This window comes from Vibrio sp. Evd11 (assembly GCF_900382755.1).
Taxonomy (GTDB): domain Bacteria; phylum Pseudomonadota; class Gammaproteobacteria; order Enterobacterales; family Vibrionaceae; genus Vibrio; species Vibrio lentus.
Genome location: NZ_OSDX01000016.1, coordinates 30098 through 44620 on the forward strand (window position 1 = coordinate 30098; position 14523 = coordinate 44620).

General features: G+C 44.9%; 12 protein-coding genes. 9 read left to right on the forward strand and 3 right to left on the reverse strand.

Features of this window, described 5'->3' with window-relative positions:
- Positions 1–281: 281 nt before the first annotated feature.
- Positions 282–1571, reverse strand: coding sequence for a citrate synthase (locus ED652_RS09360; protein ID WP_004734217.1), 1290 nt, complete (start codon positions 1569–1571; stop codon positions 282–284).
- Positions 1572–1985: 414 nt separating this feature from the next.
- On the opposite strand from ED652_RS09360, the gene sdhC reads away from it, so the two are divergent.
- The 8 genes from sdhC (at position 1986) to sucD (ending at position 11601) form a co-directional block, all read left to right on the forward strand.
- On the forward strand, positions 1986–2378 hold the full coding sequence (gene sdhC / locus ED652_RS09365) for a succinate dehydrogenase cytochrome b556 subunit (protein WP_122054503.1): 393 nt from the start codon (positions 1986–1988) through the stop codon (positions 2376–2378).
- Positions 2372–2719 carry a succinate dehydrogenase, hydrophobic membrane anchor protein gene (sdhD, locus tag ED652_RS09370; protein WP_004734215.1) on the forward strand — a complete coding sequence of 116 codons (348 nt, stop codon included), beginning with the start codon at positions 2372–2374 and terminating at the stop codon, positions 2717–2719. The genes sdhC and sdhD overlap by 7 nt, the downstream gene beginning before the upstream one ends.
- Positions 2720–4486, forward strand: coding sequence for a succinate dehydrogenase flavoprotein subunit (gene sdhA, locus ED652_RS09375; RefSeq protein ID WP_009847321.1), 1767 nt, complete (start codon positions 2720–2722; stop codon positions 4484–4486).
- Between the two features lie 12 nt (positions 4487–4498).
- Entirely contained in the window at positions 4499–5212 is a 714-nt protein-coding gene (locus ED652_RS09380) for a succinate dehydrogenase iron-sulfur subunit (protein WP_009847320.1), read from the forward strand.
- 97 nt (positions 5213–5309) lie between these two features.
- A complete protein-coding gene (gene sucA, locus ED652_RS09385; protein WP_065110959.1) occupies positions 5310–8126 on the forward strand; it encodes a 2-oxoglutarate dehydrogenase E1 component in 2817 nt (938 codons plus the stop codon).
- A 21-nt stretch (positions 8127–8147) separates the two neighbouring features.
- Entirely contained in the window at positions 8148–9356 is a 1209-nt protein-coding gene (odhB, locus tag ED652_RS09390; protein WP_017106130.1) for a 2-oxoglutarate dehydrogenase complex dihydrolipoyllysine-residue succinyltransferase, read from the forward strand.
- A gap of 206 nt (positions 9357–9562) precedes the next feature.
- The gene (gene sucC, locus ED652_RS09395) at positions 9563–10729 is read left to right on the forward strand and encodes an ADP-forming succinate--CoA ligase subunit beta (protein ID WP_004734210.1); all 1167 of its coding nucleotides are present in this window, start codon (positions 9563–9565) and stop codon (positions 10727–10729) included.
- Positions 10729–11601 (forward strand): succinate--CoA ligase subunit alpha, encoded by an 873-nt coding sequence (gene sucD, locus ED652_RS09400; RefSeq protein WP_004734209.1) that lies wholly within the window; start codon positions 10729–10731, stop codon positions 11599–11601. Before sucC ends, sucD begins: the two co-directional genes overlap by 1 nt.
- Before the next feature lie 176 nt (positions 11602–11777).
- Here the strand turns inward: sucD and znuB are convergent, their stop codons facing one another.
- Both znuB and znuC read right to left on the reverse strand, forming a co-directional pair.
- Entirely contained in the window at positions 11778–12563 is a 786-nt protein-coding gene (znuB, locus tag ED652_RS09405; RefSeq protein WP_017084084.1) for a zinc ABC transporter permease subunit ZnuB, read from the reverse strand.
- Positions 12563–13342: a zinc ABC transporter ATP-binding protein ZnuC gene (znuC, locus tag ED652_RS09410; RefSeq protein WP_017110326.1), complete on the reverse strand. Its 780-nt coding sequence runs from the start codon at positions 13340–13342 to the stop codon at positions 12563–12565. Before znuC ends, znuB begins: the two co-directional genes overlap by 1 nt.
- Before the next feature lie 83 nt (positions 13343–13425).
- Here znuC and znuA point away from each other — a divergent pair, with 83 nt between their 5' ends.
- Entirely contained in the window at positions 13426–14310 is an 885-nt protein-coding gene (gene znuA / locus ED652_RS09415; RefSeq protein WP_122054505.1) for a zinc ABC transporter substrate-binding protein ZnuA, read from the forward strand.
- The last annotated feature ends 213 nt before the right edge of the window (positions 14311–14523 follow it).

Below are 14523 nucleotides of genomic sequence, written 5' to 3' on the forward strand. Positions count from 1 at the left end.
ATTTGTACCTGTCGATGAGACGACCCCGTCAGAACTCTAAAGGATTATGTTCGAAGTCGTCATTCCTTAGACTGACGAAAGAAGCGGTTGGAAATCTCTTTGATTGTAGCGTTGACAAGGGGTCATAGAAATTCAAAATATCTCGCATCTCGCATCTCGCATCTCGCATCTCGCATCTCGCATCTCGCATCTCGCATCTCGCATCTCGCAGAAAAGAAAAGGGTTGATGTTAATACATCAACCCTTTTTGATTTCAATTGATTAGAAAAGTCGAAACTTTACTATTCGCGCTCGTGTAGAGCTTGGAAATCACGCTGTTCTTCACCAGTGTACAACTGACGAGGACGACCGATACGGTTTGTCGGGTCGCTGTGCATTTCGTTCCAGTGTGCAATCCAACCGATAGTACGAGACATCGCGAAGATTACTGTGAACATTGATACAGGAATACCGATCGCTTTCAGAATGATACCTGAGTAGAAATCTACGTTCGGGTATAGTTTCTTCGATACAAAGTACTCATCAGAAAGAGCGATGCGCTCAAGTTCCATTGCTACATCAAGTAGTGGATCTTGAATGTTCAGCTCTTTAAGTACTTCGTGACACGCTTCACGCATTACCGTTGCACGTGGATCGTAGTTCTTGTAGACACGGTGACCAAAGCCCATTAGGCGGAATGGGTCATCTTTGTCTTTTGCTTTTGCTACATATTCTTCAATGTTGTCTACGCTACCGATCTCTTCAAGCATCATTAGACAAGCTTCGTTAGCACCACCGTGAGCAGGGCCCCACAAAGAAGCGATACCAGCAGCAATACAAGCAAATGGGTTTGCACCCGAAGAACCTGCTAAACGAACTGTTGACGTTGAAGCGTTTTGTTCGTGATCAGCATGTAGTGTAAAGATTTTGTCCATTGCGCGAGCAACTACAGGGTTTACTTCATATTCTTCACATGGGTTTGCATACATCATGTGTAGGAAGTTTTCTGCGTAGCCTAGGTCATTGCGCGGGTAGATAAACGGTTGACCGATTGAATATTTGTAACACATTGCAGCCAGTGTTGGCATTTTTGAAATTAGGCGGTATGCCGCAATTTCACGGTGTGTGTCGTTATTAACATCTAATGAATCATGATAGAACGCAGCAAGTGCACCTACCACACCACACATAACAGCCATTGGGTGAGCATCACGGCGGAAGCCGTGGAAGAAACTAGCAATTTGCTCATGAACCATGGTGTGACGCGTGACCGTCGTCTTGAACTCTTCGTATTGAGCTCGAGAAGGAGCTTCGCCGTATAAAAGAATGTAACAAACTTCTAAGTAATCAGCGTTATTGGCCAGTTGATCAATTGGATAACCACGGTGTAGAAGAATACCTTTTCCACCGTCAATATAAGTTATTTGCGATTCACAAGATGCAGTGGCAAGAAAACCAGGATCAAAAGTGAAAAAACCATTAGAACCTAGTGTACGAACGTCGATCACTGGTGTACCAAGTACGCCTTCTGTAATCGGCAATTCGATCGGTGCTTGACCTTCAATATGAAGGGTAGCTTTCTTATCCGCCATAACAATCTCCTTTGTTATTATTAATCCGTCCAGGATGTTTATGTGCCATTTTTTTACTGGTCTTACGTGGGAAAGTCAATTTTTCTGGAGCTTTGTGTGCACTTGTTAGTGTTTTTTACATTAAATTCGTTAAAAATCTGTTCTGTGTAGCATTATTTGTTGCATCAATTGTATTAGAATGTTGCCAGCCGTATAGTGGCGCTGAAAAGTTTGGTTAAAACCTTATAAATGCAAGGCTAAGAAGAAATGTGAGGTGTCTTCAGAAACCTAGCGATTAACAATTATTTTACAATTATCTAAGGCTCAACTTACGTTATTTGTTAAGTTAATGTTAAATTTTGAAGGTTTGCAATCAAATTTTGTCCATAACAATACATAAGGTTATTTAATGACCATCATGCTCAATGGAGCTGAGTGAGCGAGCCCGTGAAAGAAAGAAAGACAAGACCTGTTAATTTAGATTTACAGACCATCCACTTTCCTATCACAGCAATAGCTTCCATCCTACACCGTGTGTCTGGGGTGATTACTTTTGTTGCGATCGGAATTCTGCTTTGGTTACTATCCATTTCCCTCTCTTCCCCTGAAGGCTTTATGGAAGCTAGCGACATTGTCGACGGTTTCTTCGTGAAGTTCATTCTGTGGGGCATTTTAACCGCTTTGGCTTACCACATTGCTGGTGGTATTCGTCACCTTCTTATGGACCTTGGTCACTTTGAAGAGCTGGAATCTGGCGCTAAGAGCGCGAAGGTTGCATTCGCAGCAACAGCGGTATTGTCTCTACTAGCGGGGATCTTAGTATGGTAAACAACGTTTCTACTTTTGGTCGTAATGGTGTGCATGATTATCTATTGATTCGTGCAACAGCCATCATTATGACGCTTTACACTATCTACCTAGTGAGCTTCTGTGCTTTCTCAGGTGATATTTCTTACGCATCTTGGACGCAATTCTTTGGTGGTACCTTCACTAAAGTCTTCACCATGTTAGCACTTACTTCAATTTTGGTTCACGCGTGGATCGGCTTGTGGCAAGTACTAACTGACTACATCAAATGTGCAAAATTGCGCGTTGGTCTTCAAGTCGGTGTTGTTGCGGTTCTTCTAGGATATTTCTTCTCTGGTCTGTTTATTTTGTGGGGTGCGTAAGTGACTATTCCTGTTCGTGAGTTTGATGCTGTAGTAATTGGCGCTGGTGGTGCTGGTATGCGCGCCGCGCTACAAATTTCTGAGCAAGGCCTATCTTGTGCGTTGCTATCTAAAGTTTTCCCAACTCGTTCTCATACTGTATCGGCGCAAGGTGGTATCACCGTTGCTCTTGGTAATGCGCATGAAGATCACTGGGAACAACACATGTACGATACGGTTAAAGGTTCCGATTACATCGGCGACCAAGATGCTATCGAATACATGTGTAAAAATGGCCCTGAGTCGGTTATCGAATTAGAAAAAATGGGTCTTCCATTTTCTCGTTTTGATAACGGCAGTATTTACCAACGTCCGTTTGGTGGCCAATCTAAGAATTTTGGTGGTGAGCAAGCGGCTCGTACCGCAGCGGCAGCTGACCGTACTGGTCACGCACTGCTACACACGCTTTACCAGCAAAACATCAAGCATAAAACTACTGTGTTCTCTGAGTGGTATGCACTGGATCTTGTTAAAAACGAAGATGGTGCAATCTTAGGTACTACCGCGCTTTGTATGGAGACGGGTGAGGTTTGCTACTTCAAAGCGAAGGCAACAATCCTTGCTACTGGTGGTGCTGGTCGTATTTACGCATCAACAACCAATGCTCACATTAACACTGGCGACGGTGTTGGTATGGCGATTCGTGCAGGCGTTCCAATGCAAGACATCGAAATGTGGCAGTTCCACCCAACGGGTATCGCTGGCGCAGGTGTTTTGGTAACAGAAGGTTGTCGTGGTGAAGGTGGTTACCTTCTCAATAAAGACGGCGAGCGCTTCATGGAACGTTATGCTCCGAATGCTAAAGATTTAGCAGGTCGTGATGTTGTAGCTCGTTCGATGATGGTTGAGATTCGTGAAGGTCGTGGTTGTGATGGTCCATGGGGTCCACACATCAAGCTGAAACTTGATCACCTAGGCAAAGAGACGCTTGAATCTCGTCTACCGGGTGTATGTGAGCTTTCTCGTACGTTCGCTCACGTTGATCCTGTTAAAGAACCAATTCCTGTAATCCCAACGTGTCACTACATGATGGGTGGTGTACCAACACAGGTTTCTGGTCAAGCAATTAAACAAACTGAAGATGGTACAGACGTTGAAATTCAAGGTCTATTCGCTTGTGGCGAAATCGCTTCAGTATCAGTACACGGTGCAAACCGTCTAGGTGGCAACTCGCTACTTGATTTGGTTGTATTCGGTCGTGCGACAGGTCTTCACCTTGGTGAGACTTTGAACAAGCAAGCTGAAGCAAAACCAGCAACTGAAGCCGACATTGAACGTTCACTAGAGCGCTACAATCGTTGGGAAAACAGCACAGACGGTGAAGATCCTGCGGTAATTCGTAAAGATCTTCAGCAATGTATGCAGAACAACTTCTCTGTATTCCGTGAAGGTAAAGCGATGGCTGACGGCTTAGAAGAGCTGAAAGTGATTCGTGAGCGTCTTAAGAATGCACACCTTTCAGACAAGTCGACTGAGTTCAACACGCAACGTATTGAGTGTTTAGAGCTTGAAAACTTGATGGAAACGGCATTCGCAACCGCGGTTGCAGCAAACTTCCGTACAGAGAGTCGTGGAGCGCATGCTCGTTTTGACTTCCCAGATCGTGATGATGAGCAATGGCTATGCCACTCACTTTACAACCCTGAATCAGAAAGTATGACTAAGCGTGGCGTAAACATGGAACCTATCCATCGTGAAGCATTCCCGCCGAAAGCACGTACGTACTAAGGAGATATGACCATGAAACTGAATTTCTCTTTATACCGTTACAACCCAGATGTGGACCAGAAGCCTTACATGAAAGAGTACACCCTAGAGGTGGAAGAAGGTTCTGACATGATGCTTTTGGACGCGCTTATTCTTTTGAAAGAGCAAGATCCAACGATTTCATTCCGTCGCTCATGCCGTGAAGGTGTATGTGGTTCTGATGGTTTGAACATGAATGGTAAAAACGGATTGGCGTGTATCACGCCTCTATCTGCACTTTCTGGCCAAGATAAAATCGTAATTCGCCCACTTCCAGGTTTGCCTGTTGTGCGTGATTTAATCGTAGACATGACTCAGTTCTACGATAACTACGAAAAAGTTAAGCCGTTCTTAGTGTCTGATGGCAATGTGCCACCGGCTCGTGAAAACCTACAAAGCCCTGATGAGCGTGCTCATTTAGATGGTTTGTATGAATGTATTATGTGTGCATGTTGTACGACTTCATGCCCATCATTCTGGTGGAATCCAGATAAGTTCATCGGACCAGCTGGCCTACTTGCAGCATACCGTTGGCTAATAGATAGCCGAGATACGGCGACAGACGAACGTCTGTCCGATCTTGATGATGCATTTAGCGTTTTTCGTTGCCATGGCATCATGAATTGTGTAAGTGTTTGTCCTAAGGGATTAAATCCGACGAAAGCGATTGGTCACATTAAGACCATGCTAGTGAATCGTTCGGTTTAAGTTATATAAAAATTGCCGCCCTAGAAGTTTTGGGGCGGCCTTTTAATAGCTCGGCATAGACCGCAGCAAACGTGAAAACTACTGGTTAAGGGAAAATATGCACAACGGCGTGATGAAGGCATGGCTCGAGTCTTCACACTTGGCTGGCGCCAATGCAACGTACGTAGAAGAACTCTACGAACTGTATCTAAGTGACCCCGACTCGGTAAGTGACGAATGGAGAAGCGTATTTGAAGAATTGCCTGTGCAAGCTTCAGAAACGGTGGAACAACCACACTCTCGCGTTCGTGAATACTTCCGTCGACTCGCTCAAGAAACAAAGCATTACAGTGTCCAAGTTAGTGATCCTGATGTCGATGCGAAACAAGTAAAGGTTCTGCAACTGATTAATGCCTATCGATTCCGAGGGCATCAAGCAGCAAACCTAGACCCCCTAGGTTTATGGAAAAGAGATACAGTCGCTGAACTGGACCCTTCTTTCCACACTCTTACCGAAGATGACCTCAATGAGACATTTAACGTCGGCTCTTACGCTATTGGCCAAGAGACGATGGTGCTTCGAGATTTGTACAAATCTCTAAAGCAAACTTATTGTGGTTCGATTGGTGCTGAATACATGCACATGACTAACACAGAGCAAAAACGTTGGATTCAACAACGTTTAGAGTCTGTTTCTGGTCAACCCTCTTTCGATAAAGAAGAAAAGCAAGCTTTCCTAGAAGAGCTAACTGCTGCTGAAGGTCTTGAGCGCTATCTTGGTGCTAAATTCCCTGGCGCAAAACGCTTCTCATTGGAAGGTGGTGATGCGTTGATCCCAATGACGAAGGAAATTATTCGTCATGCTGGTGGTCAAGGCATGCGTGAAGTTGTTGTTGGTATGGCTCACCGTGGTCGTCTAAATATGTTGGTCAACGTGCTTGGTAAAAAGCCACAAGACCTATTTGACGAATTTGCGGGTAAGCACGACGACACATGGGGAACCGGTGATGTGAAATACCACCAAGGTTTCTCTGCTGACTTCGCAACGCCACGTGGGAATGTTCACTTAGTATTGGCATTTAACCCTTCACACCTAGAAATCGTAAACCCTGTAGTTATTGGTTCGGTTCGTGCTCGTCAAGATCGCTTAGACGATAATGATGGCAGCCGAGTACTACCGATTACTATCCATGGCGATTCTGCAATTGCAGGCCAAGGGGTTGTACAAGAGACATTTAACATGTCACTTGCTCGTGGTTTCTGTGTGGGTGGTACGGTTCGTATCGTTGTGAATAACCAAGTTGGTTTCACAACCTCTAACCCTCGCGATACTCGCTCTACAATGTACTGTACTGACATCGCTAAGATGGTTCAGGCACCGATTTTCCACGTAAATGCCGATGATCCAGAAGCGGTTGCTTTTGTTGCTCGTCTAGCGCTGGATTACCGTAATACATTTAAACGTGATGTTGTTATCGACTTGGTTTGTTACCGTCGCCACGGTCACAACGAAGCCGATGAGCCGAATGCAACCCAGCCTTTGATGTACCAAAAAATCAAGAAGCACCCAACACCACGTAAGCTATACGCTGATGTGCTGATGGAGCGCGGAGAGTTTGGTATTGATACTGCAACCCAACTCGTTAACGAATACCGCGATGCTCTTGATCACGGTGAAGTTGTGGTTAAAGAGTGGCGCCCAATGGCCATGCACTCTGTCGACTGGTCTCCATACCTTGGTCATGACTGGAACATTGAATGGGACAACAAAATTGATATCGAGCGTCTGAAAGAGCTGGGTTCAAAAATTTGTCAGTACCCTGATAGTCACAAGCTTCAGAGCCGTGTAAATAAACTGTACAACGATCGTACTGCCATGATTAATGGCGAGAAACAAGTCGATTGGGGTATGGCGGAAACACTGGCGTATGCAACGCTTGTTGATGACGGAAAGCGTATTCGTATTTCTGGCCAAGATTCTGGCCGTGGTACGTTCTTCCACCGTCACTCTGTACTTCATAACCAAACTGACGCAAGCACGTATGTTCCTCTTGCGAACATTCATGACAAACAAGGGCCATTCCAAGTGTTTGACTCGGTATTGTCAGAAGAAGCTGTGTTGGCATTTGAGTACGGCTATGCAACAGCAGAGCCAAGCGGTCTAACCCTTTGGGAAGCACAATTTGGTGACTTCGCAAACGGTGCACAAGTTGTTATTGACCAATTTATCTCGTCAGGTGAGCAAAAATGGGCACGTCTATGTGGCCTAACAATGCTGCTTCCTCACGGTTATGAAGGTCAAGGCCCTGAGCACTCTTCTGCTCGTCTTGAGCGTTACCTTCAGTTATGTGCTGAACAAAACATGCAGGTTGTTGTTCCTTCAACGCCAGCACAGGTTTACCACATGATTCGTCGTCAGGTCGTTAGACCAATGCGTCGTCCACTGATTGTAATGTCACCTAAGTCATTGCTTCGTCACCCTCTGTGTACGTCTTCTCTTGAAGATCTTGCAGACGGTACGTTCCAACCAGCTATCGCAGAAATTGATGATCTGGCTCCTGAGAACGTAAAACGCGTCGTGTTCTGTTCAGGTAAGGTTTACTTTGACCTTCTTGACCAAAGACGTAAGAACGAGCAAGACGATGTCGCTATTGTGCGTATTGAGCAACTTTACCCGTTCCCTTACGAAGACGTGAGAGCTGCGATCGCTCAATACACAAATGTAGTCGATTACGTTTGGTGTCAAGAAGAGCCACAAAACCAAGGTGCTTGGTACAGTAGCCAACATAATTTCCGAGCTGCTATCCCAGTGGGTGCTGATATTCAATACGCAGGTCGTCCTGCATCAGCGTCACCAGCTGTTGGCTATATGTCGGTACACTTGAAACAACAAAAAGCGTTAGTAGACGACGCTTTGACCCTACTTAAGAACTAGAAGTAAAAGGAAAATACAGACATGACAATTGAAATTCTGGTTCCAGATTTACCTGAATCTGTGGCTGATGCAACAGTAGCGACTTGGCACAAAAAACCAGGCGAAGCCGTTGCACGTGATGAAGTCATTGTAGACATCGAAACAGATAAAGTAGTTCTAGAAGTACCGGCTCCTGAAGCGGGTGTTCTGGAAGCTATCATTGAAGAAGAGGGTGCTACGGTACTTTCTAAGCAGCTTCTTGCGAAAATCAAACCTGGTGCTGTCGCTGGTGAACCAACGAAAGACACGACTGAAGATACAGAAGCTTCTCCTGATAAGCGCCACAAAGCGGCACTTACAGAAGAAAGCAACGACGCACTAAGCCCTGCTGTTCGTCGTCTTCTTGCAGAACACAACCTACAACCAGCTGACGTTAAAGGCACTGGTGTTGGTGGTCGTATTACTCGTGAAGACATCGACGCACACCTAGCAGCAGCGAAAGCGGCTCCGGCAGCAGCATCAGCACCAGTAGTCGAAGCGCCAGCAGCAGCTCGTAGCCAAAAACGCGTGCCAATGACTCGCCTACGTAAGACAGTTGCAAACCGTCTTCTAGAAGCGAAGAACAGCACAGCAATGCTGACTACTTTCAACGAAGTGAACATGAAGCCAATCATGGACCTTCGTAAGCAGTACAAAGACCAATTCGAGAAGCGTCACGATACGCGTCTTGGTTTCATGTCTTTCTACGTGAAAGCAGTAACAGAAGCACTGAAACGTTTCCCAGAAGTTAACGCTTCTATTGATGGTACAGATATCGTTTACCACAACTACTTCGACATCAGCATGGCAGTATCAACGCCACGTGGTCTAGTGACTCCAGTACTGAAAGACTGTGACACACTAGGTTTCGCTGACATCGAAAAAGGCATCAAAGAGCTAGCAATCAAAGGCCGTGACGGCAAGCTAACGGTTGATGAGCTGATGGGCGGTAACTTCACTATCACGAACGGTGGTGTATTTGGCTCTCTAATGTCTACGCCAATCATCAACCCGCCTCAAGCGGCAATTTTGGGTATGCACAAAATCCAAGATCGTCCAATGGCTGTTGATGGCAAGGTTGAGATCTTACCAATGATGTACCTAGCGCTTTCTTACGATCACCGTCTAATCGACGGCCGTGAATCAGTTGGCTTCCTAGTGACAATCAAAGAGCTTCTAGAAGATCCAGCACGTCTGCTATTAGACGTTTAGTATCTCTAAAACGTCTAGTTAGCCCCGTTAGCTAGACGTAAAAAGTTTCAAAGGCTAGGCTGCTCAACGTCTGGCCTTCAATTGAACTGTAAAGCCATTAGAAAATGGACAGCAGTTGATTTGAGAAGACCCTACAGACGTACCACAGGAAACTGTGTCGTTATGGAAATAATAATCCCTTAAGGGAAAATAAACGGAATATCAAAATGAATTTGCATGAATACCAAGCCAAACAGCTGTTTGCAGAATTCGGTTTGCCTGTACCAGAAGGTTTCGCATGTGATACAGCACAAGAAGCTTTCGAAGCTGCAGGCCGTATCAGTACAGCCAAGAAAGTCGTTAAGTGTCAAGTACACGCTGGTGGTCGCGGTAAAGCGGGCGGCGTAGAGCTACATGACACTAAAGAAGGCGTTAAAGAGTTTGCACAAAAGTGGCTAGGTAAAAACCTAGTGACTTACCAAACAGACGCTAATGGTCAGCCTGTAACAAAGATCCTAGTAGAAGAAGCATCGAACATTGCTAACGAGCTTTACCTAGGTGCTGTTGTTGACCGTGCAACTCGCAAAATTGTATTCATGGCGTCAACTGAAGGCGGTGTGGACATTGAGAAAATCGCTGAAGAAACTCCAGAGTTGATTCACCAATCAGCGATCGATCCTCTAGTTGGCCCTCAAGCTTACCAAGGCCGTGAACTGGCATTCAAACTTGGCCTAGCTGGCGATCAAATTAAACAGTTCGTTAAGATCTTCATGGGTCTTGGTGAAATGTTCGCTCAGTACGACCTAGCTCTACTAGAAATTAACCCGCTTGTTATTACAAATGAAGGTAACCTTCTTTGTCTAGACGGCAAGATCAACATTGATTCAAACGCAATGTACCGTCAGCCAAAGCTTCGTGAAATGCACGATCCTTCACAAGAAGACGAGCGCGAAGCGCACGCAGCTCAGTGGGAACTGAACTACGTAGCACTTGATGGCAACGTTGGCTGTATGGTTAACGGTGCAGGCCTTGCTATGGGTACGATGGATATCGTAAACCTACACGGCGGCAAGCCAGCAAACTTCCTTGATGTAGGCGGCGGCGCAACAAAAGAGCGTGTAGCTGAAGCATTCAAGATCATCCTTTCTGATGACAATGTTAAAGCAGTACTAGTAAACATCTTCGGTGGCATCGTTCGTTGTGACATGATCGCTGAAGGTATTATTGGTGCAGTTAAAGAAGTTGGCGTAACAGTTCCTGTCGTTGTTCGTCTAGAAGGTACAAACGCAGACCTAGGTCGCGAAGTACTTGCTAATTCTGATGTTGATATCATTGCTGCTGTATCTCTAACAGATGCTGCTCAGAAAGTTGTTGCTGCTGCGGAGGCTAAATAATGTCTGTATTAATTAACAAAGACACTAAAGTAATCTGTCAGGGTTTCACTGGCGGTCAAGGTACATTCCACTCAGACCAAGCTATCGCATACGGTACGCAAATGGTTGGTGGTGTTTCACCTGGTAAAGGTGGTCAAACTCACCTAGGCCTTCCAGTATTCAACACAGTACGTGAAGCAGTAGAAGTGACTGGCGCAACAGCAACAGTTATCTACGTACCAGCACCTTTCTGTAAAGATGCAATCCTAGAAGCGATTGATGCAGGTATCGAACTGATCGTAACGATCACTGAAGGTATCCCTACTACAGATATGATCGACGTTAAAGTGAAGCTAGAAGAAACTGGCGTTCGCATGATCGGTCCTAACTGTCCAGGTCTTATCACTCCAGACGAGTGTAAGATTGGTATCATGCCTGGCCATATCCACAAGAAGGGTAAAGTAGGTATCGTATCTCGTTCAGGTACTCTGACGTACGAAGCAGTTAAGCAAACAACAGATGAAGGCTTTGGTCAGTCTACATGTGTTGGTATCGGTGGTGACCCTATCCCAGGTTCAAACTTCATTGATATCCTAAAACTTTTCCAAGAAGACCCAGAGACTGAAGCAATCGTAATGATTGGTGAGATCGGTGGTACTGCGGAAGAAGAAGCAGCTGAGTTCATCAAAGCAAACGTAACTAAGCCAGTTGTATCTTACATCGCTGGTGTTACTGCTCCTCCGGGTAAACGTATGGGCCATGCTGGCGCAATCATCTCTGGCGGTAAAGGTACTGCTGAAGATAAATTCGCAGCACTAGAAGCAGCAGGCGTTAAGACTGTTAAGTCTCTTGCTGACATCGGTAAAGGCCTACGTGAAATCACGGGTTGGTAATTAGCTGGCTTTTATCGAATGAGATAGAAGCTAACTGAACGATATAAGAAAGGCTTGGTCATTGACCAAGCCTTTTTCTTTTGTAACTGATTACTTTGTATAACGATTCTTTTGTAAACGACTGCCGCATCAACGGTTGTGTTGTTAAAAGTCAGAATGAACTCCGACTTTTCTCTTTAGGCGCGGGTTCTGTACATTTGAGACAACATAAACATTGCCGCAGCACTGATAACAACAGAAGGTCCGGCTGGTGTGTCATAGAACCAAGACAAACTTAATCCGCCGAACACAGCGATAGAGCCAATAACTGAGGCAAGAAACGCCATTTGTTCCGGTGTATTGGCAAACTTTCTTGCCGTTGCTGCTGGGATGATAAGTAGTGAGGTCATGATTAATGCACCAACAAACTTCATACCTACCGCAATCACGATCCCAACCAATAGCATTAAAATAAGACGCATTAAATCAATGTTGATGCCGTCAACTGCTGCGAGATCTTCGTTAACGGTCGTCGACAATAGTGGTCGCCAAAAGATAGCAAGTACCAGTCCAATCACGGCAGCACCCGCATAGATAAATACTAAGTCGGTCGGAGAAACTGCAAGCAAGTCACCAAATAGGTAACTCATTAAATCGACACGAACATTGTCTAAGAAGCTTACCGCTACAAGGCCTAAAGAGAGCGCACTGTGTGCCAAAATACCCAGCAGGGTATCGGTCGCGACGAGCTTTTGCTTTTGTAGCGTAACCAGTAATACAGCCAGCATCAAACAGCAAATCAGCAGCGCTAAGTACAAATTAATATTGAATAAGAAGCCAAGCGCTAAGCCCATCAAAGAGGCGTGAGCAAGGGTATCTCCAAAGTAAGCCATCTTTCGCCAAACCACAAAAGAGCCTAGTGGCCCCGCGATGAGAGCAATGCCCAAGCCAGCTAAAATAGAGGGAAGAAGAAACTCAAGCATTAGTGGTGTCCGTGTTTATGGTTTGAACATTCATGTACGTCGCCTTCGACAGGCTGTCCTGCGAGATCATGATGGTGATGTTCGTGTTGGTGGTGATAAAAGGCTAATGTCTCTTGGGTCGCGGTGCCAAAAAGCGCGATATAAGAGGGGTGATGTTTGATATCTGCAGGGGCGCCTGAGCAACAGATATGGTGGTGCAAACAGATAACATCGTCTGTTTTTGCCATCACTAAATGCAGATCGTGTGAAACCATAAATACGGCACAACCAAAACGGTGGCGAATGGTATCGATCAGGTCGTACAGGTCTATTTGGCCTTGTACATCAACACCTTGTGCGGGTTCATCAAGAACCAGTAGATCGGGTCTTCTCAGCAATGAACGAGCGATAAGAACTCGTTGATTTTCACCGCCAGATAGCTGATGCATATTGCTTTTCTGCAGGTGCTCTGCGCCAACGAGCTTTAATGCTTCCAGTATCTCCTGCTGGCTAAACTTACCTGTCAACTTAAGAAAGCGCTCGACACTTAAGGGGAGTGAATCATTGAGCTTTAGCTTCTGCGGAACATAACCAATTTTCAGTTTGTTCGATTTTGTTATTTTACCTGAAAACTTGGTTTGTAAGCCCAGTACCACTTTTACCAGTGTCGATTTCCCAGCACCGTTCGGCCCAATTAGGGTCGTGATTCTGCCACGCTCTAAATTTAGAGAGATGTTGTCTAGAACCTTTCGACCGTCAAATTCGACGCTAACAGAATCTAGTTGGATTAAGTTATCCATGAATAGAACTCATTTGCAATTCGCTAATGTTATAATGTAACATTTACCGCAAGCCTAAGCTACTTTTCTATTATCGAGGAATTATGTCACGTTCATATTTTATACTTGCTACTTTGTTATTAGCCCCAAATGTTGCAAGCGCGAGCACTATTCTAACAAGCTTCAAACCTATTCAAATGATAGTGACAGAATTAACGCAAGGCGTTAGTGAACCGGATGTGTTGATGAACAGCAATGCGTCACCACACGACTATGCGCTTAAGCCATCTGATGTCAAAAAAGTTCACAGTGCAGATATGGTGATTTGGTTCGGTCCCGACCTAGAAGCTTTTTTGACTAAGGTGATTGGTTCAAAAGAGAACGTTATCGAAATCAGTGAAATCCCTGGGATTAATTTGAGAGAGTTCGGACATGAAGATCACGATGCTCATGAAGGGCACCATCATGGTAGCCATGACCCTCACTTTTGGTTAGGTATCGACCAAGTTGAAGTAGCCGCGAACTATATCTCAGCTAAGTTGATTGAAACTGATCCAGACAATGCGATGGCGTATCAAGAAAATCTAGATTCATTCTTGATTGCCTTGAAAGAAAAGCAGCAGTCTATTCATGAACAGCTTGCGCCAGTTAAAGACAAAGGCTACTACGTATTTCACGATGCGTATGGTTACTTTGAGAAAGAATTTGAGTTGAATAATTTAGGTCACTTCACTGTGAGCCCTGAACGTAAACCCGGAGCGAAGAGCTTAATAGCGATTAAGAAAACTCTGGTACGTGACAATGTTCAATGTGTGTTTGCTGAACCTCAGTTTACCCCCGCTGTTATTGAATCGGTAACTCGAGGGAGCAGTACGAAACAAGGACAACTTGACCCGATTGGTTCAAGTGTTGAAGTTAAGAGTGGAAGTTATTTCGAATTTCTTCAGCAACTTACAGATAGCTACACAAGTTGCCTAATGGGAAATTAATGGTTAGCGAGTTATTAATTGCTAACTTTGCTCTCGATAATTTATGAATAATGCCGCTTTTTGCGGCATTTTCGTGACCGCTAAGATAAAACCTTCCAACAAATTACAAACCTCCTTTCTCCTTCGATAATTTCCGCTAAAATAGAGAGATAATTATAAGCACAAAAAAACTTAGTTTCCGTTGAAGCAACGATAAGACGTTGTGGCGAACGA

Coding starts and splice junctions, on each gene's coding strand:
- znuA (WP_122054505.1), top strand. CDS start 13,426: ATGTCACGTTCATATTTTATACTTGCTACTTTGTTATTAGCCCCAAAT.
- sucD (WP_004734209.1), top strand. CDS start 10,729: ATGTCTGTATTAATTAACAAAGACACTAAAGTAATCTGTCAGGGTTTC.
- sucA (WP_065110959.1), top strand. CDS start 5,310: ATGCACAACGGCGTGATGAAGGCATGGCTCGAGTCTTCACACTTGGCT.
- znuB (WP_017084084.1), bottom strand. CDS start 12,563: ATGCTTGAGTTTCTTCTTCCCTCTATTTTAGCTGGCTTGGGCATTGCT.
- ED652_RS09360 (WP_004734217.1), bottom strand. CDS start 1,571: ATGGCGGATAAGAAAGCTACCCTTCATATTGAAGGTCAAGCACCGATC.
- ED652_RS09380 (WP_009847320.1), top strand. CDS start 4,499: ATGAAACTGAATTTCTCTTTATACCGTTACAACCCAGATGTGGACCAG.
- znuC (WP_017110326.1), bottom strand. CDS start 13,342: ATGGATAACTTAATCCAACTAGATTCTGTTAGCGTCGAATTTGACGGT.
- sdhD (WP_004734215.1), top strand. CDS start 2,372: ATGGTAAACAACGTTTCTACTTTTGGTCGTAATGGTGTGCATGATTAT.
- sucC (WP_004734210.1), top strand. CDS start 9,563: ATGAATTTGCATGAATACCAAGCCAAACAGCTGTTTGCAGAATTCGGT.
- odhB (WP_017106130.1), top strand. CDS start 8,148: ATGACAATTGAAATTCTGGTTCCAGATTTACCTGAATCTGTGGCTGAT.